This window comes from Streptomyces sp. PH9007, assembly GCF_059813725.1.
Genome location: NZ_CM187440.1, coordinates 131,950 through 149,661, shown reverse-complemented (window position 1 = coordinate 149,661; position 17,712 = coordinate 131,950). Strand labels below are relative to the sequence as shown.

The window sequence follows — 17,712 nt, the reverse complement described above, 5'->3', positions numbered from 1 at the left end:
CCCGCGCGGCAGAGGTTGCCGCCCGGACCGGCGCTCAGGCGATCGTGTCCAGATCCGATCGGTGCACCCGGTGCCGCAGCGGCCGGCCCGCGCACAGCGCTGCCGCCTCGTCCGCCACCACCTCGCCCAGCCGCTCCAGTTCGTTCCCCAGCGCCCCCGCGATGTGCGGCGTGAGCAGGACACCCTCCAGCCCGAACAGCGGTGAGTCCACCGGCAGCGGCTCCGGGTCGGTCACATCGAGCACCGCCGAGATCCGGCCGGAGACCAACTCGGCCTCCAGCGCGTCCTGGTCCACCAGCGACCCGCGCGCGGTGTTGATCACGGTGGCGCCGTCCGGCAGCAGCGCCAGCCGCCGGGCGTCCAGCAGCCGCCGGGTCGCGGGCACGGCCGGGGCGTGCAGGCTCAGCACCGTACTGACCGCGCACAGTTCGTCCAGCGGCAGCGGGGTCACACCCAGCTCGCGCGCCTCCTCCGCCCGCAGATACGGATCGTGCACCGCCACCTCGAAGTCGAACGGGCGCAGCAGTTCGATCACCCGGCGCCCGATCCGGGACGCGCCCACGATGCCGACCCGCCGCCGGTAGTTGCCCATGGTGTGGGTACGCGCCGCCGCCGGCGGGCGGCGCTCGGCCGCGTACCTGGCCGCCGTGCCCAGCGCGTCCTTGCCGCTCAGCAGAATCGCGCCCAGCGTGAACTCCGCCACCGGCAGCGCGTTGGCGGCGGCGGCCGAGGACACCGAAAGGCCGCGCTCCCAGCACGCCTCGGTGATGTGGTGCTTGACGCTGCCGGCCGCGTGCAGCACGGCGCGCAGCCGGGGCAGCCCCGACAGCACCGGCTCGGTCAGCGGCGCACAGCCCCAGCCGGTGATCAGGACCTCCACCTCCGCCGGGTCGATGCCACCGGCCGCCACCGGGTGCGGCGCGGCATCGTCCGGCAGCCGCAGCACACCCGACAGCCGCTCGCGCACACCCGGGGGGAAGAGCCGGGGGAGATGGGCCGGGTCCATGACGAACAGCGCGGCGGGACGCGCCGCGCCGTTGTTGATGCTGGGCATTGGTGCTGGTCAGCTCCCCATGACAGAAAACGTTGTCTGCCCAGCCTGAACACCGGCCCAAGGGCACGTCAAGGGCGTGAAGCGGCGAAGTCCCGCGCCGGGCCCTCCCGTTAGACTGCGCCGAATGAGGAGAAACGCTTTCTGCGGAGCGCGGCCATGACGCCGGCCGGCGGAGCACCGGCCACGCTGCGCGACGTCGCGCTGCGGGCCGGCGTGTCGATGGCCACGGTCTCCCGCGTCCTCGCCGACAACTACCCCGTCGCCCAGCGCACCCGCCAGCGGGTGCTGCGCGCCATCAAGGACCTCGACTACGTCGCCAACACCCACGCCCGCGCGCTGCGCGGCCGCGGCACCCCCACCGTCGCCTTCGTCCTCAACGACGTGCGCGGCGCCTCCTTCGCCTCGGTCGCCCACGGCGTGGAGCAGGAAGCCGCCAGACGCGGCAGGATCTGCCTGATCTGCACCACGCAGGGCGATCCCGAACGCGAACTGTCCGTCGTGCGCACCATGCGCGAACAGGGCGCCGGCGCCGTCATCCTCATCGGCGGCGTCGTCGACGACGCCGCCTACCGCAGCCAGATGACGGCCATCGCGCACTCCCTGGATGCCTCCGGGTCCCGGCTGGTGCTGTGCGGACGCCCCCCGCTGGGCCCCGACGTCCCCGCCACCGTCGTGGAGTACGACAACGAGGGCGGCGCCTACGCCGTGGTCAGCCGGCTGCTGGCCCAGGGCCACCGCCGCGTCCTCTTCCTCGGCGCCGCCGCCAACGGCTCCACCACGGCTGCCGGCCGCCTCGCCGGCTACCGCCGCGCCCTGGCCGACCACGCCGTGCCCGCCGACGAAGCCCTCGTCGTCGCCACCGAGTTCAGCCGGGCCGACGCCTACGACAAGCTGACCGCCCGGCTGCGCGAGGGCCGCGACTTCACCGCCGTGTGCGCCGTCACCGACACCGTCGCCGCCGGCGCCCTGGCGGCACTCGGCGACCGGGGCCTGCGCGTCCCCGAGGACGTCTCGCTCACCGGCTACGACGACGTCGACCCGGCCACCGACCTGCGCCCGCAGCTGACCACCGTGCACGTGCCGTACGAGGAGGTCGGCCGCACCGCCGTACGCCTGGCGCTCGGCCTGCGCGCCGGCGAGGTCTCCTCGGCCGCCCAGCACGCGGTGCTCGGCACCCACGTCGTCATCCGCGACTCCACCGCCCCGCCCCCGACCCGCCAGGGCCCATCCGCCCCGACCGGGGAACCGGCGTGACCGGCACCCGCCCGGCCCGGACCGGCCACCAGGCCGACCGCGACATCCTGTTCACCTCCGGCCGCCGGTGGCTCCGCCCCACCACCGACGGCGCCCCCGGCTGACCGGGCACCCTCGGCACCGTCCTCGCCTCGCCGCCCCGCTCACGTGAACGGCCCACGGCACCGTTCCCGGCCTCGCCGACATCCGCCGGGCCGAACGGCACGCCCGGACCCCGGCCGTCATCGAGCGACGGCACCCTCTGGACGCACTTCTGCGCGGACCGCCGGATCGGCGTCCACCGCACCGGAGCCCGAAAGTTTCGGCACCTCCGACGCGGTTTCCGCCCCCTCACCCCGGGGCCACCATGATCCACAGAAGGGCCCACACACCGGAGGACAGCACGTATGAGCACCACCGTCACCGTCCACCCACGGCATCTGGAGCGGCTCGCACCGGGGGAGGTGCTCCGGATCGAGCCCTGGGGGCACGACGCCGTGCGGGTACGCGCCGGCGCCGCCGGAATACGCGCCGCCACCCCCGGCGCCCTCGACAACCCGCCGTCCGACACCGGGACCGCGCACACCGAACCGGCCGACGCGGGCGGCGGCCGGCTCGTCAACGGCCGGATCACCGCCCACCTCGACGCCCGGGGCCGGCTCCGTTTCACCCGCACCGCCACCGGCGAGGAACTGCTCGCCGACGCCGAACCGTACAAGGGCTGGCCGCCACCCCGTACCCACACCCCGCACGGCGACGGCGGCTACCGCCTCGAACAGCGCTTCGCCGCCCACCCCGACGAACGGCTCTACGGGCTCGGCCAGCATCTGCACGGCCGGCTCGACCAGAAGGGCCTGGTCATCGAACTCGCCCAGCGCAACGCCGAGGTCAGCATCCCGCTGCTGATCTCCTCCCGCGGCTACGGGCTGCTGTGGAACAACCCCGCCCTCGGCCGCGTCGAGCTCGCCCACGACGCCACCCGCTGGGTGGCCGAGCGCAGCGAACAGATCGACTACTGGGTCACCGCGGGCGACACCCCCGCCGACCTGATGGCCTCCTACGCCGCCGCCACCGGACACCCGCCACCACTGCCGTACTGGGCCACCGGCTTCTGGCAGTCCCGGCTGCGCTACCGCACCCAGGAGGAACTGCTGGAGGTGGCACGCGAGTTCGCCCGCCGTGAGCTGCCGCTCTCGGTCATCGTCAGCGACTTCTTCCACTGGCGCCAGATGGGGGACTGGAGCTTCGACCCCGCCGACTGGCCCGACCCGGCGGCCATGGTCGCCGAACTGGAATCCCTCGGGGTCCGGCTGATGGTCTCCATCTGGCCCACCGTGCACCCCGACAGCGCCCACCACGACGCGCTGCGCGCTACCCGCGGTCTGGTCGCCGACCGGCACGGCGGACTGCTCGCCCAGAACTGGCCCGCACCCGGCGGCTTCGCCCCCACCCACTACATCGACCCCACCGACCCCGCCGCCCGCCGGCTGCTGTGGGACGCGGTGCGCGAGGGCTACCACCGGCACGGCATCAGCGTCTTCTGGCTGGACGCCTGCGAACCCGACATCGCCCCGCCCCTGCAGGAACGCGCCGAGTACGCCATCGGCGGTGGCCGGCAGACCGGAAACCTCTACCCCCGCGAACACGCCCGGGCCTTCCACGAAGGGCTCACCGCCGAGGGAGAGGAGGAGATCATCACCCTCAATCGCTCGGCCTGGGCCGGAAGTCAGCGGTACGGGGCCGCCCTGTGGTCCGGTGACATCCCCGCCACCTTCGACTCGCTGCGCGTCCAGATCCGCGCCGGACTGAACGTCGCCCTCAGCGGCATCCCCTGGTGGACCACCGACATCGGCGGCTTCCACGGCGGCGACCCCGAGGACCCCGCCTACCAGGAACTGATGGTGCGCTGGTTCCAGTACGGGGTGCACTGCCCGCTGTTCCGGCTGCACGGGGACCGCGACCCGAACCAGCCCTTCGGCGTGACGATGACCGGCGGGCCCAACGAACCGTGGTCCTACGGCCCGGCCTACCCCCTGATCCGCGAACAGATGCTGCTGCGCGAGCGGCTGCGCCCGTACGTCCAGGAACAGATGGACATCGCCCACCGCACCGGCACCCCGCCGATGCGCCCGCTGTTCTACGACTTCCCCGAGGACGCGGCAGCCTGGGAGGTGGAGGACCAGTTCCTGCTGGGCCCCGATCTGCTGGTGGCACCCGTCGCCGAGCCGGGCGTCCGGGAGCGGAGCGTCCGCCTGCCGGCCGGCACCCGCTGGCTGGACGCCCACGACGGCACGGTGCACGAGGGCGGGGGTACGGTCCGGGCGGCGGCTCCGCTGGAACGCATCCCGCTGTACGTCAGAGAGGGCCGCACCCTGCCCATCCACCCGGCCTGAGGGGTGCGTGTCCGGGGTCGCGACACGGCCACGGACACGCCGCCGGACATCGCCGCAACCGGCTCCCGCCCGCCACGACGACGGCGGGCGGGAGGCCGGCCCCAGCGGCGACGACCCACGCCGTACCCGGGGGTCGGCCGGCCGCCACCCGCCGCGCGCTCCCCGCCTACCGGCCCAGCGCCGCCATCGCCGCGTTGTGGCCCGGGATCCCGCTCACTCCGCCGCCCCGGGCGGCGCCGGAACCGCACACCAGGACGCGCTCGTGACCGGTCCCCACTCCCCACCGCTCCGCCGGCCCCCGCGCACCGTCCTCCTCCCGGAAGGGGAAGTCCAGGTCCCCGTGGAAGATGTTGCCGCCCGGCAGCCACAGATCGCGCTCCAGATCCAGCGGCGTCTTCACCTCCAGACAGGGCCGGCCCTCCCCGTCCACCGCCAGACAGTCCGCGATCGGCTCCGCCAACTGCTCGTCCAGCTGCGCCAGCGCCGCCGCCAGCAGCCGGTCGCGTACCTCCGCCTCGCTGTCTCCGCCCCCCGCGAACAGCCGCGCCGGGGTGTGCAGTCCGAACAGGGTCAGGGTCTGGTACCCGGCCCCGGCCAGCTCGGGGGAGAGGATCGAGGGATCGGACAGCGAGTGGCAGTACAGCTCACTCGGCGGTGCCGCCGGCCCCGTTCCGGCCACGGCCTCCCGATAGGCCGTCTCCAACTGGGCGTATCCCTCCGCCACGTGGAACGTCCCGGCGAAGGCGTCCCGCGGGTCGACCGAGGCGTCCCGCAGCCGGGGCAGCCGGCGCAGCAGCATGTTCACCTTCAGCTGCGCGCCCTCCACGGGCTCGGGGGGCTGCCCCGCGGCCTCCCCCAGCAGCCGTGCCAGCACCTGCGGAGACGCGTTGACCAGCACCCGGTCCGCGCCCACCGCGCCCTCGCGCCCCTCCTCGTCGGTGAAGCGCACCTCCGCGCGCCCGCCCGGACCGCCGTCCGGTGAGAGGCCGGTGACCTCGTGCCCGGTCACCAGCTCCGCCCCGGCCCGCCGGGCCGACGCCGCCAGCGCGTCGGTGACCGCGCCCATACCGCCCACGGGCACGTCCCAGTCACCGGTGGAGCCACCGATCACGTGGTAGAGGAAGCAGCGGTTCTGCCGCAGCGACGGATCGTGTGCCGAGGCGAACGTGCCGATCAGACCGTCCGTGAGCACGACCCCGCGCACCAGGTCGTCCGCGAACCTCTCCTCGATCGTCTCGCCCAGCGGCCGCTCGAACACCGCCTCCCAGGCCGCCTCGTCGCCCACCCGCTCCCGCAGTTCGGCGCGGGTGGGCAGCGGTTCGGTGAGGGAGGGAAAGACCCGCGCGGCCAGGCGCCGGGTCATCGCGTAGAAGTCCTGCCACGCCTCGAACTCCCGGTCCGAGCCGGTCAGCCGGGCGAACGCCTCCCGGGTGCGCTCGGTACCGCCCCCGACCAGCAGCCCAGTGGCGCGCCCCTCGCGCACCACCGGCGTGTACGAGGAGAACTCACGCTTGGCCGGGGTCAGCCGCAGCCCCAGGTCCCGCACGATGTGGTCCGGCAACAGGCTCACCAGGTAGGCGTACCGCGACAGCCGGGCGGCCACGCCCGGGAAGGCGGTGGCGGAGACCGCCGCGCCCCCGGTGTGCGCCAGACGCTCCAGCAGCAGTACGCGTTGCCCGGCGCGGGCGAGGTAGGCGGCGGCGACCAGACCGTTGTGGCCACCGCCGACGATCACGGCGTCGTACGAGGTATGGGCAGGCATGGGGTCTGACTAGCATGTCCGCCGCTTTCCGGCCAGCGTCCCGGCCGGGGTCTGGAAAGCGTTTGCTGTCCTGGCATAGGGTGCCCGGCGGACCGGCCCCCGAACGATCAGGCGGCACACGCATGGCCAACCACCCCTTCACCCTTCCGGACGAGGACCGGGCGCTGAGCCCGTACACCGGCTGGACCCGTGCCCACTGGGAGGCGGTCGCCGACGGCCTGCTGCACGCGGTCACCCCGTACGCCACCGGGGGCGGGGCGCTCTATCACCTGCCCGGCGGCCCGCCCAGCGGCTCCGGGGCGCGCTCGGACGGACTGGAGGGGTACGCGCGCATCTTCCTGCTGGCGGCCTTCCGGGTGGCCGGGGCGCAGGGGAATGACCCGCACGGCTTCCTGGAGCGGTACGCCACCGGCCTGGCCGCCGGCACCCGCGCGCCCGGCGGGGACGGCCCCGAGGACTGGCCGCTGATCACCGACCGCAGCCAGCCGCTGGTGGAGGCCGCCTCCATCGCGTTCGCACTGCGGCTGACGCGGCGCTGGCTGTGGGACGAACTGCCCGCCGGGGTACGGGAACGCGCCGCCCGCTGGCTGTCGGACGCGCTCACCGCGGAAGCCTGGGAGTGCAACTGGGAGCTGTTCCCGGTCACCGTGGGCGGCTTCCTCGCCGAGGCCGGCATCGAGACGGCCGCCGCCGAGGCCGCCGTCACCCGCGGCCTGGACCGCATCGAGCCCTGGTACCGCGGCGACGGCTGGTACAGCGACGGCCCGCTGCGGCACTTCGACTACTACAACGGCTGGGCCATGCACCTCTACCCGGTGCTGCACGCCTGGCAGTCGGGCGACCCCGCCCTCCTCGCCCGGTACGGCGGCCGGCTCGCCTCCCACCTCGACGACTACGCGCGGCTGTTCGGCGGCGACGGGGCCCCCATGCACCAGGGCCGCTCCCTCACCTACCGGATGGCCACCACCACCCCGCTGTGGCTGGGCGCGCTGACCGGCCACACCCCGCTGGCACCCGGTACGACCCGTCGGCTGGCCTCCGGCGCGCTGCGCTACTTCCTGGACCGGGGCGCGGTCAGCCCCCAGGGGCTGCTGTCGCTGGGCTGGCACGGACCCTACCGGGGGGTGCTCCAGCGCTACTCCGGGCCCGCCTCGCCGTACTGGGCGAGCAAGGCGTTCGCCGGGCTGCTGCTGCCCGCCGGCCACCCGGCGTGGACGGCGACGGAGGAGCCGGGACCGGCCGAGCGGGCCGATGCCGTCACCCCGCTGCCGGTGCCGGGCTGGCTGCTGCAGTCCACCGTCTCGGACGGGGTGGTGCGGCTGCACAATCACGGCAGCGAGGACGCCCGGTACGACCCGTACTACACCCGGCTCGGCTACTCCACGGTGACCGGCCCCACGCAGGGCGGCACCGGCCCGGACACCGACAACCACTTCGGCCCGCTCGTCGGCGGCGAGCCCGCCCCCCGTAGCGTGATCGAGCCGCTGGGCGCGGGCGAGGGCTGGGCGGCCTCCGCCCACGACGCGGGCGGGCACCGGGTGATCTCCGTGGTGCTGGCCCACGGCGCCACCGAGGTCCGTATTCATCTGATGATCGACAGTGAGCCGGGGGTGGCGGTCCGCCACACCGGCTGGGCAGCGGGGGAGGGGCTGCGCTCCGAGCTGCACCCGGTGCATGGTTACACCCTCGAACCCCCGCTGTCCGCGCTCCCCACCGCCTTCACCCCGGAGGCCCGGGTGCCCGTCCTCACCGGAGACACCGGTACGGCGCCCGAGGACCGGCTCTTCATCGCCCTCGCCCGGCTGACCGGCGACGACGCGCCCCCAGCGCTGTCCGCACAGGCCGGGGTACGGGTGGCCACCCCCACCGATCCCGACGGCCCGGGGCCCGTCCACGAGATCACGGTGGCGTGGACGGGGGGCCCACGGCGTCTGGTACGGATCACCCCGCACGCCGTGCGCGTCGGCTGAACCGGGGGCATCCGCCGGGCGCCACCCCGCCCGGCGGGGCCACCGCGCCGTAGGCTGGAGGGCTGTCCCCCCATGACACCCTCCGAAGGAGCACATGCCGCACGACACCGCACTGCGAACCGGCGAACAGGCCGGCGATCCGGCCGCCCCGCAGTCACCCGCTCAGATCCGCCGCATCCTCACCCTCTTCCGTCCCTACCGGGCGCGCCTTGCCGTCGTCGCCCTGCTCGTCGGCGCCTCCTCCCTGGTGGCCGTCGCCTCCCCGTTCCTGCTCCGCGAGATCATCGACACCGCGCTGCCCCAGCAGCGCACCACCCTGCTCGCCCTGCTGGCCCTGGGCATGATCGTCACCGCCGTGATGAGCAGCGTCTTCGGCGTGCTCCAGACGCTCATCTCCACCACCGTCGGCCAGCACGTCATGCACGACCTGCGCACCCAGGTCTACGCCAAGCTCCAGCAGATGCCGCTGGCCTTCTTCACCCGGACCCGTACCGGAGAGGTGCAGTCCCGCATCGCCAACGACATCGGCGGCATGCAGGCCACCGTCACCTCCACCGCGACCTCCCTGGTCTCCAACGTCACCGCCGTCGTCGCCACCCTCGTGGCCATGCTCGCCCTCGACTGGCGCCTGACCCTGCTCTCCCTGGCCCTGCTGCCCTTCTTCGTCTGGCTCGCCCGCCGGGTCGGCCGCGAGCGCAAACGCATCACCGCGCAGCGCCAGAAGCAGATGGCCACGATGGCCGCGATGGTCACCGAGTCCCTGTCGGTCAGCGGCATCCTGCTGGGCCGCACCATGGGCCGCTCCGCCGGCCTCACCCGGAACTTCTCCCAGGAGTCGACCCGGCTGGCCGACCTGGAGATCCGCGCCTCGATGGCCGGCCGCTGGCGGATGGCCACCATCGGCATGATCATGGCGGCGATCCCCGCCCTGCTCTACTGGTCGGCCGGCGTGCTGCTGCAACTCGGCGGCACCCCGCCCTCCATCGGCACCCTGGTCGCCTTCGTCAGCCTCCAGCAGGGACTGCTGCGCCCGGCCGTCTCCCTGCTGTCCACCGGCGTCGACATCCAGGCCTCGCTCGCCCTCTTCCAGCGGATTTTCGAGTACCTCGATCTCCACGTGGACATCACCGAGCGCCCCGGCGCGCTGGAACTGCGGCGCGCCAAGGGCGAGATCCGGCTGGAGGGAGTGTCCTTCGGGTACGAGCCCACCGCCCCGCCCACGCTCAGCGGCATTGACCTGACGGTCCCGGCCGGCGCCTCGCTCGCGGTCGTCGGCGCCACCGGGTCAGGCAAGAGCACCCTGAGCTATCTGCTGCCCCGCCTGTACGACGTCACCTCGGGCGCGGTACGGCTGGACGGCATCGACGTACGGGAGCTGGACTTCGCCTCGCTGGCCCGCGCGATCGGAGTGGTCTCCCAGGAGACCTACCTCTTCCACGCCTCGGTGGCCGACAATCTACGCTTCGCCAAGCCGGACGCGACCGACGCGGAACTCGAGACCGCCGCCCGCACGGCCCGGATCCACGACCACATCGCGGCCCTCCCGCAGGGCTACGACACCGTGGTCGGCGAGCGCGGCTACCGGTTCTCCGGCGGTGAGAAGCAGCGCCTGGCCCTGGCCAGGACCATCCTGCGCGACCCCCCGGTGCTGGTGCTCGACGAGGCGACCAGTGCGCTGGACACCAAGACGGAACGCGAGGTCCAGCGGGCCATCGACGCGCTGTCGGCCGGCCGGACGACCATCACCATCGCGCACCGGCTGTCCACCATCCGCGATGCCGACGAGATCGTCGTGCTGGACGGCGGCCGGATCGCCGAGCGTGGCACCCATGCCCAACTCCTCGCTCTCCAGGGCCGCTACGCCGAACTGGTGCGCCGCGACGGGGCGGCCGTCGGGGAGCGGGAGGCCCTCGATCTGACGCCTTGACGGGTGCGGGCCCGGCCCGGAGTGGCCGGGCTGACGGCGGCGTCGCCGATCCGGAAAACTGTGCGAACGATCGTGCTAATATCTCGCCCATCGACCGTCCCACCGAGGGGATTCAGCATGGCTCTGACCGCCGACCTGTCCCGTGCCGCCCTGCGCCTCACCTCCCGGATATCCCCCTCCCTGGCCGTGAGCGCCGCTCTGCCCGCCTTCCGCCGGCCGCACACCTCCGCCCGGCCACGCCCGGACGAAGAAGCGCTGATGCGCGCCGCACGCCGCGAAACCGTCAGCGTGGCCGGCCGGGACGTGGTCGTCTTCCGCTGGGGCAACGGGGAACGTCCGGTCCTCTTCCTGCACGGCTGGATGTTCCGCACCTCCCGCTTCGTGCCGCTCATCCGGGCGCTGACCGAACGCGGGTACAGCCCCGTCGGCTTCGACGCCCCGGGACACGGCGAGTCCTCGGACGGCGAGCCCACGATCCTGCAGTACGGCGACATGGCCCGCCGTCTCGCACCGGACGACGGCCACTACGAGGCGGTCGTCGGCCACTCCCTCGGCGGGCTCGCCGCCTTCTGGGCGCTCCGCGAAGAGGTCACCGCCACCCGGCTGATCACCCTCGCCCCCATACCCGACTTCGCCTACCTCGTCGATTCCTTCTGCGCCGGCGCGGGCCTCACCGGGCGGGCCAAGGACGTGCTGCGCACCCACGTCGAGGAGGACATCTTCGCCGGCGTACCCAACGTCTGGGAGCGCTTCTCGGCCACCTACCAGCCCGCCCGGCTCACCCTGCCGATCCTCGTCGTCCACGACGAGGACGACGACATCATCCCGGTCTCCCACGCCCGCCGCATCGCCGACACCTACGGCAGCCAGGCCGACCTGCTCATCACGCGGGGCCTGGGCCATCGGCGGATCCTCGCCGACCCCCGGGTCATCGAGGCGGTACTGGACTTCGTCTCGGCGACCGACCCGGTCCGTTAGACCCCGGCCCCGGTCACGGCCGCCGCCCGCAGCCGCCCGCGGACGGCGGCCGCCGCCCGTTCGTACCCCGTCTCGTCCCCGAGCAGCGCGGACGTCGTGTTCGCCATGTCCAGCAGCGCCACCAGCTCGAACGCCAGCTGCGCCGCGTCGGTGTCCGCCCGCAGCTCACCGGCCGCCCGTGCCGCCGTCAGCGCGTCCATGATCAGCTGGTCCCACTCCTGACGGGCCAGAGCCACCGCGTCGCGCACCGCGCCCTCCCTGGCCGCGAACTCGGTGGCCACGGCGAGGAAGAAACACCCACCGGGGAACACCCGGCCGCGCGAGTACTCCAGATAGCCGTCGCACAGCCGCAGCACCCGCGCCACGCCCTCCGGCATCTCCAGCACCGGCTGCACGATGGCCTTCACGAACACCGACCTCGCCGCCCGCACCGTCGCCAGCTGCAGCTCCTCCTTGGACCCGAAGAGCGCGAACACCCCGCTCTTGCTCAGCCCCAGCTCGCCGGCGATCCGACCGATCGAAAGGCCCCCCAGGCCCTCCACGGAGGCGACCTCCATGGTCCTGCGCAGCACCAGGCGGCGCGTGGCGTTCCCGCGCTCCACCCGCCCGTCGCTGTGCGCCGCCGCTTCCACCACCCGCTCACCCTTCTCCACGAACCGCCATGGTAAGGCTCAGCGCAGCCGTCCGGCCGCCGCGAGATCCTCGAAGACCGCGTGATCCACCGGCGCCGTGCGTTCCTTCTCCGCCAGCGACAGCCAGGCCATCTCCTCGATCTCGCTGCTGGCGCTCAGCGTCCCGTGGAAGTCCGCCGTGTAACAGGCCATCCGCACCATCGTCCCGGCCGGATAGCCGTCCGCCTGCGCCTCGTACGTCCCCACATGGGCCACCGTCTCGGGCACCAGTGCCACCGTCAGCTCCTCGCGCACCTCCCGCAGCAGTGTCTCGTGGTCGCTCTCCGCGCCGTCCCGCTTGCCGCCGGGGATGTAGAACAGCCGCTTGCCCCGCGAACGCACCCCCAGAATCCGCCCCTGGTCCAGATGCACCCATGCCACGGTGTCGATCAGCCCCGCCACGATGCCGCACTCTCCTTCGCCGGTACCCGTCCCCGGCGGGATGCCTGTTCGCCGCCGGACCGTGACGATGGTGTCATGGACCCGAGGGGGTGACGGATGGAGCCCGGTCAGGAACCGAACCCGGCCCGGCGGCGCGACAGCGGCCCGTTGTGGCTGCATCCGGACGACGATCTGGCCCCCAACCGGCCGGGCGAGACGCTGTACGGGCTCCTCGATCGCCGTCCCGCGCACCCCGCGCGCCGGCTGGCCCGCGCCCTGCTCGGCCGGGACGGTGAGGCCGTGGCGCTGCGCCGGCGGCTCGCCGGGGAACAGTCGGCCGGGGCCGCCCTCGACCGGCTCACCGGCGCCGGCTGGCAGGTGCTGCACTCCATCCCGCTGCCCGGCGCCGCCACCCTGCCCCACCTGGCGATCGGCCCGGCCGGGGTCTTCGGCTGCCACACCGTGGGCCACCGCGGCCGCCCGCTGCGCATCGGGGACCCGGACGAGGACCTGGTGCGGGTCGGGGCCCGGCGGACCGAGCCCCACCTGCGGCACTGCCGCCGCGGCGCGGCGCGTGCCGCGCACGCCCTGACCCGGGGCTGTGGCTTTCCGGTACCGGTGACCCCGGTGCTCATCTGCGTGGCGGCCGGGCGGATCGGGTACGGCACGGTGCCCTCCGACGTGCGGATCCTGCGAGACGGTGACCTCGACCGGCTCACCCGGTACGGGGCCGTCCTCACCCCGGACCGGGTCGGCGCCATCCACGGCGTGGCCCGTGACCGCCGCACCTGGCGCGAGGCGTGAACACGCCGGCGCGTACGCCGCCTACTCCGCCAGATCGGCGACGGCGGACACATGCTCCACCCGCAGCCGCACCAGCAGTTCTCCCGGTACGCCGTTGCGCTCGCCGTACTCCTTCGCCCGGTCGGCCCCCATGTACCGCTCCGCGATCCGGATGGCCCACTCCCGCAGCTGACCCGGTTCCTCGCTGAGACTCACCCGCCCGCGCACCACGGCGAAGCTGAACGGGGGGCGCTCGTCGTCGACGCACAGCGCCGCCCGGCCCTCCCGGGCCAGGTTGCGGCCCTTGACGGTGCCCTTGCCGGTGTTGAAGACGATGTCGTCGCCGTCCACCACGAACCACACCGGCGCCACGTGCGGGCCGCCGTCCTCGCTCACCGTCGACAGCTTCCCGGTCCTGGTTCCCGCGCTGAGGAAGGTCCGCCACTCGTCCGCAGTCATCAGATGTCCCATGGGCCCATCGTGCGTCAGTCCTGACCGGGGGACCACGCGGGCAGACCGTGCGGCGCGGCGAACGCCAGGAATTCTTCAGGCGCCCGGCCCAGCCGCGCCGAGAGCGCGAACCGCTTCAGCTCACCCACCGTGCGCGGCTCGAACGACAGATAGGCGAACCCCGCGTCCGCCGTGGACGCCTCGGCCAGCCGCTCCAGTTCCCGCTCCACCAGGGCCCATTCGGCGTCCGGCACGTACTGGCGCATCACCGAGTGCCACACCACGGTCATGGTGCCGGACTCCAGGCGCACGCCGGACAGGAACTCCGCGGCGCCCGCCGCGCCCACCGTGGCGGGCACCTTGGCGGCGATCCGCAGGGCCCCGTCCAGCCGGCGCACCCGGGCCGTCTGGTCCGGCCACACGTAGGCGCGCAGGGCGAGCGCCCCGTCCGGGGACAGCGGGTCGATCGGGGTCAGGTCGCAGCCCCTGCGCTCCACGATGCGCAGCGCCTGATGCCGCCGTACGCCCTCGGTCAGCCAGCCGGGCGCCTCGCCCTTCCACACCGGGTCCAGCTGCACGGCCGAGTCGGGGTTGCCCCAGGAGAAGTCCGGGGCCCGGTAACGGAACTGCTCGGCCCGCAGATTCAGTCCCGCGCTGGAACCCAGCTCGAACAGCCGGACGGGCAGCGCGGCGGTGGGAATGGCGTACAGCAGCCCGGCCAGCAGCAGGACCGCCCTGCCGACCTCGTTGGTCTGCGGTGGCCGTCCGAGCCACTCGCGCACCCAGCCGGGCTCCGCCGTCACGGTCGCCAGGAAGGCGGACCAGCCGGCGTCCGGACGCCCGGGATCGAAGACCCCGCCCGCGCTGGGATAGTGCTCGGCCAGCTCGGGCGCCCGCCCGGTGAGCACCAGGGCGTGCACCGCGCCCATCAGCCGCAGCGGCAGCGCGTCGGCCTCGCCGAGGTCGCCGTACCCGTCGAGCACGTCCGCGCACGGGCCGCCCTCCCGGATGTCCCGGGCCACCCGTTCCAGCAGAGCCCCGTACAGCGGGGAGCCCAACCGGGCGCAGGCGACGGCCTGCTTGCTGAAGACGAGGGCAACCTGATCACGGGGCATCCGTACTCCTCACTCGGGAATGCCCAAGATCATGGGGCCCTGAAGGCGGTCAACGGAAGACACTTGGGCGGGTTGTTATCTGATTTCCCACGATCCGGCGGATCTGAAGCGCGGAGGTACGGCGCACACCCCCCAGCCGGAGAAAGCGCCCCCCGGCGCCCGGCACCGCCCGTGCGGCGAAGCGCCTTCTAGCATAGGGATCCATGACTTCCGAGCATCTCGTCGTGTTCACCCGCACCGCCGGATTCCGCCACGATTCCATCCCCGAGGGCATCGACGCCCTGCGCGAACTGGCCGCCGAGCGAGGCCGCACCGTCGTGGCCACCGAGGACCCGGACACGCTCGCCGCCGCGCTGCCCGGCGCCGCCGCGGCCGTCTTCCTGTCCACCACCGGTGCCGTCCTCACCCCGCCGGCCCGGGACGCCCTGCGCGCCCACCAGGAGGCGGGCGGCGGCTTCCTCGGTGTGCACTCCGCCTCGGGCACCGAGTACGACTGGCCGTGGTACGGCGAACTGGTCGGCGCCCGCTTCGACGGCCACCCCGCACTCCAGCCGGGCGTGGTCGAGGTCGAGGACCACGACCACCCCGCCACGGCCCATCTGCCGGCGCGCTGGACCTTCACGGACGAGTGGTACCACTTCACCGCCAGCCCGCGCGGCCGGGTCCGCGTCCTGGCGTCCGCCGACGAATCCACCTACACCGGCGGCCGGATGGGCGCCGACCACCCTCTGGTGTGGTGCCACGAGAACACCGGTGGCCGCTCCTTCTACACCTCGCTCGGCCACACCGCCGAGGCGTACGGGGACGAGGCGTTCCGGGGCCATCTGCGCGGTGCCCTGGACTGGGTCACCGAGCGCCCGGAAAAAGATCGATGATCTGATCGATTCTGTGCCAGGATGAAAGAAAACGTTGAACCTCGCGAGGAGACCCGGTGCCCTACGCCGCCGCCGCCGACCGCTACGACACCATGCAGTACCGCCGCTCCGGCCACAGCGGCGTGCTGCTGCCCGCCGTGTCCCTGGGGCTGTGGCACAACTTCGGTGACACCAGCCCGCTGGAGACCCAGCGGGCCGTGCTGCGCCGCGCCTTCGACCGCGGCATCACCCACTTCGACCTCGCCAACAACTACGGCCCGCCCCCCGGTTCGGCCGAGATCAACTTCGGCACGCTGTTCGCCCAGGACTTCCGCCCCTACCGCGACGAGTTGTTCATCGCATCCAAGGCCGGCTACCACATGTGGCCCGGCCCGTACGGCGAATGGGGCTCGCGCAAGAACATGATCGCCAGCCTCGACCAGTCCCTCACCCGCATGGGTCTGGACTACGTCGACGTCTTCTACTCCCACCGCTACGACCCCGACACCCCGCTCGAGGAGACCCTCGGCGCCCTCGACCACGCGGTCCGCTCCGGCAAGGCCCTGTACGCCGGCATCTCCAACTACCCCGCCGAGCAGCACCGCCGCGCCGTGCAGATCCTGCGCGAACTCGGCACCCCGCTGCTCATCCACCAGTCCCCGTACAACATGCTGCACCGGGCCCTGGAGGACGGCGTCCTGGACGCCATCGGCGAGACCGGAACCAGCCTCATCGCCTTCTCCCCGCTCGCCCAGGGCCTGCTCACCGACCGCTACCTCTCCGGCGAGGTGCCGCAGGACTCCCGGATGGCCGTGGGGCACTTCCTCAAGCGCGACGCCCTCCCGGCCGAGCGGCTCACCCTGCTGCGGTCCCTCAACGAGGTCGCCGAAGGACGCGGCCAGACCCTGGCCCAGCTGGCGCTCTCGTGGGTCCTGCGCGACCCCCGGGTGGTCTCGGTGCTGATCGGCGCCAGCAGCGTCGCCCAGCTCGACCAGAACCTCGCCGCCCTGGAGGCCGGGCCGCTCACCGAGGACGAACTGGCCCGCATCGACACCCTGCTGGCCGGCTGACCCACCGCGACCGGTGCCCCGCCCCCACGACGACGGGGGCGGGGCACGGTCCGGACGCTGGTCCGGCTCGATCAGCTGGATCGCCCGCAGTCCCGTACCCGCGCCCGTGCGCTTCGCCACCGACGGCGACACGTTCACCCCGCTCGGCGAGCCGGACACTACCGACGCCGCCCGCCCCGGCGAGGTCGTCTACGCCGACGAGCACACCGGCGGCCCCGCCGTCCTCACTCGGCACTGGAACCACCGCGACTCCGACCGCACCAAGGTCACCCCCGCACTCGCGCGAGGTCCTCTTCCTCATGGAGTCCGTCGAACCCGGCAACGGCCGTAAGGTCCTGGCCGCCGCCACCGAACAACTCCTCGCCCTGCTCACCCCGCACACCACGGCGATCGACACCGCCCTGCTCACCCCGGACCGGCCACGGATGTGAGCGGGGCGGCGGCGGACAACGGCCCACCCGCCGATCAGGCCGGGTCGCGCCCCAGCAGCGCCACCAGCCGCTCCTGCACCGGGGCGTCCCGCGCCACCTCCACCGGCGGGTCGAAGATCCCGAACCCCTGCCAGCCGCCGATCTGCGGCTCCACGTAGGTGAGCACCATCTCCGCCACCTCCTCGTCGAGCCGGTCATCGGTGTCCGTGCCGCGCGCCAGGTCCCAGGCGTGCACCGTCAGATCCAGTGTCATCTGCCGCGCGTAGTCCTCCGCCGGGGTCAGCCCGCCACTGGTGTGCACCGGGGCGTCCAGCGCCCCGGGCCCGGTGAACGCCGCCCGGGCCTCGCGTGCCGCCCGCTCCCAGACCGCCACCGGGTCATCGCCCAGCACGTCCCCGTCGTACCGGTCGCCCACCTCGGTCAGCGTCTCCCCGCGCAGCAGATGCGGCGCCCACAACTGCTCCCCGGTCACATGGTTGACCAGATCCCGCACCGACCACTGCGCGCACGGCGTGGGCGCGTCCCACTGCCCGGCGCCGACCAGCCGCACCCGGCGGTCGAACCCCGCCAGCGCCCGCTCATAGGCTTCCGTCAGCCGCATGGGGTACCTCCTTGTCGCGTGTGTGTGATACCCCCCGCA

At 73.6% G+C, this 17,712-nt stretch carries 17 protein-coding genes; 10 read left to right on the top strand and 7 right to left on the bottom strand.

All coding sequences use genetic code 11. The features are described 5' to 3' along the window. Positions 1 to 34: 34 nt before the first annotated feature. On the bottom strand, positions 35 to 1,054 hold the full coding sequence (locus ACTFAP_RS00655; RefSeq protein WP_500467943.1) for a hydroxyacid dehydrogenase: 1,020 nt from the start codon (positions 1,052 to 1,054) through the stop codon (positions 35 to 37). Between the two features lie 156 nt (positions 1,055 to 1,210). Here ACTFAP_RS00655 and ACTFAP_RS00650 point away from each other — a divergent pair, with 156 nt between their 5' ends. Together ACTFAP_RS00650 and ACTFAP_RS00645 are read left to right on the top strand one after the other, a co-directional pair. After that, complete coding sequence (locus ACTFAP_RS00650; RefSeq protein WP_495683064.1) at positions 1,211 to 2,308, top strand: substrate-binding domain-containing protein; 1,098 nt, start codon at positions 1,211 to 1,213, stop codon at positions 2,306 to 2,308. Between the two features lie 386 nt (positions 2,309 to 2,694). Next, complete coding sequence (locus ACTFAP_RS00645; RefSeq protein WP_495683063.1) at positions 2,695 to 4,680, top strand: TIM-barrel domain-containing protein; 1,986 nt, start codon at positions 2,695 to 2,697, stop codon at positions 4,678 to 4,680. A 166-nt stretch (positions 4,681 to 4,846) separates the two neighbouring features. Here ACTFAP_RS00645 and ACTFAP_RS00640 read toward each other — a convergent pair whose 3' ends face one another. Beyond that, positions 4,847 to 6,442, bottom strand: a complete 1,596-nt coding sequence (locus ACTFAP_RS00640; protein ID WP_495683062.1) for an FAD-dependent oxidoreductase — start codon at positions 6,440 to 6,442, stop codon at positions 4,847 to 4,849. A 122-nt stretch (positions 6,443 to 6,564) separates the two neighbouring features. Here ACTFAP_RS00640 and ACTFAP_RS00635 point away from each other — a divergent pair, with 122 nt between their 5' ends. From ACTFAP_RS00635 to ACTFAP_RS00625, 3 genes are all read left to right on the top strand, one after another. Further along, entirely contained in the window at positions 6,565 to 8,412 is a 1,848-nt protein-coding gene (locus ACTFAP_RS00635; RefSeq protein WP_500467942.1) for a DUF2264 domain-containing protein, read from the top strand. A gap of 94 nt (positions 8,413 to 8,506) precedes the next feature. Then, a complete protein-coding gene (locus tag ACTFAP_RS00630) occupies positions 8,507 to 10,339 on the top strand; it encodes an ABC transporter ATP-binding protein (protein WP_500467941.1) in 1,833 nt (610 codons plus the stop codon). Positions 10,340 to 10,456: 117 nt separating this feature from the next. Beyond that, entirely contained in the window at positions 10,457 to 11,317 is an 861-nt protein-coding gene (locus ACTFAP_RS00625) for an alpha/beta hydrolase (RefSeq protein WP_500467940.1), read from the top strand. Here the strand turns inward: ACTFAP_RS00625 and ACTFAP_RS00620 are convergent. After that, complete coding sequence (locus ACTFAP_RS00620; RefSeq protein WP_390115509.1) at positions 11,314 to 11,970, bottom strand: TetR/AcrR family transcriptional regulator; 657 nt, start codon at positions 11,968 to 11,970, stop codon at positions 11,314 to 11,316. The two genes, ACTFAP_RS00625 and ACTFAP_RS00620, sit on opposite strands and share 4 nt — an antisense overlap. A gap of 18 nt (positions 11,971 to 11,988) precedes the next feature. After that, complete coding sequence (locus ACTFAP_RS00615) at positions 11,989 to 12,390, bottom strand: NUDIX hydrolase (RefSeq protein WP_386539687.1); 402 nt, start codon at positions 12,388 to 12,390, stop codon at positions 11,989 to 11,991. A 96-nt stretch (positions 12,391 to 12,486) separates the two neighbouring features. Here ACTFAP_RS00615 and ACTFAP_RS00610 point away from each other — a divergent pair, with 96 nt between their 5' ends. Continuing rightward, a complete protein-coding gene (locus ACTFAP_RS00610; protein WP_495683058.1) occupies positions 12,487 to 13,173 on the top strand; it encodes an NERD domain-containing protein in 687 nt (228 codons plus the stop codon). A 21-nt stretch (positions 13,174 to 13,194) separates the two neighbouring features. On the opposite strand, the gene ACTFAP_RS00605 is transcribed toward ACTFAP_RS00610, so the two are convergent. After that, complete coding sequence (locus ACTFAP_RS00605) at positions 13,195 to 13,623, bottom strand: TIGR03618 family F420-dependent PPOX class oxidoreductase (protein ID WP_495683057.1); 429 nt, start codon at positions 13,621 to 13,623, stop codon at positions 13,195 to 13,197. A gap of 14 nt (positions 13,624 to 13,637) precedes the next feature. Then, positions 13,638 to 14,717 (bottom strand): DUF2332 family protein, encoded by a 1,080-nt coding sequence (locus tag ACTFAP_RS00600; protein ID WP_495683056.1) that lies wholly within the window; start codon positions 14,715 to 14,717, stop codon positions 13,638 to 13,640. A 203-nt stretch (positions 14,718 to 14,920) separates the two neighbouring features. Here ACTFAP_RS00600 and ACTFAP_RS00595 point away from each other — a divergent pair, with 203 nt between their 5' ends. Genes ACTFAP_RS00595 through ACTFAP_RS00580 form a run of 4 tightly spaced genes read left to right on the top strand, consistent with a single transcriptional unit; the run spans position 14,921 to position 17,072 of the window. Next, complete coding sequence (locus ACTFAP_RS00595) at positions 14,921 to 15,592, top strand: ThuA domain-containing protein (protein ID WP_500467939.1); 672 nt, start codon at positions 14,921 to 14,923, stop codon at positions 15,590 to 15,592. A gap of 56 nt (positions 15,593 to 15,648) precedes the next feature. Further along, positions 15,649 to 16,641, top strand: a complete 993-nt coding sequence (locus ACTFAP_RS00590; RefSeq protein ID WP_390115519.1) for an aldo/keto reductase — start codon at positions 15,649 to 15,651, stop codon at positions 16,639 to 16,641. Positions 16,642 to 16,654: 13 nt separating this feature from the next. Then, positions 16,655 to 16,972, top strand: a complete 318-nt coding sequence (locus ACTFAP_RS00585; protein ID WP_500467938.1) for a hypothetical protein — start codon at positions 16,655 to 16,657, stop codon at positions 16,970 to 16,972. Next, positions 16,941 to 17,072, top strand: a complete 132-nt coding sequence (locus ACTFAP_RS00580; RefSeq protein ID WP_500467937.1) for a hypothetical protein — start codon at positions 16,941 to 16,943, stop codon at positions 17,070 to 17,072. Before ACTFAP_RS00585 ends, ACTFAP_RS00580 begins: the two co-directional genes overlap by 32 nt. 34 nt (positions 17,073 to 17,106) lie before the next feature. On the opposite strand, the gene ACTFAP_RS00575 is transcribed toward ACTFAP_RS00580, so the two are convergent. Continuing rightward, positions 17,107 to 17,673 carry a TIGR03086 family metal-binding protein gene (locus ACTFAP_RS00575; RefSeq protein WP_400011050.1) on the bottom strand — a complete coding sequence of 189 codons (567 nt, stop codon included), beginning with the start codon at positions 17,671 to 17,673 and terminating at the stop codon, positions 17,107 to 17,109. Positions 17,674 to 17,712: the final 39 nt, after the last annotated feature.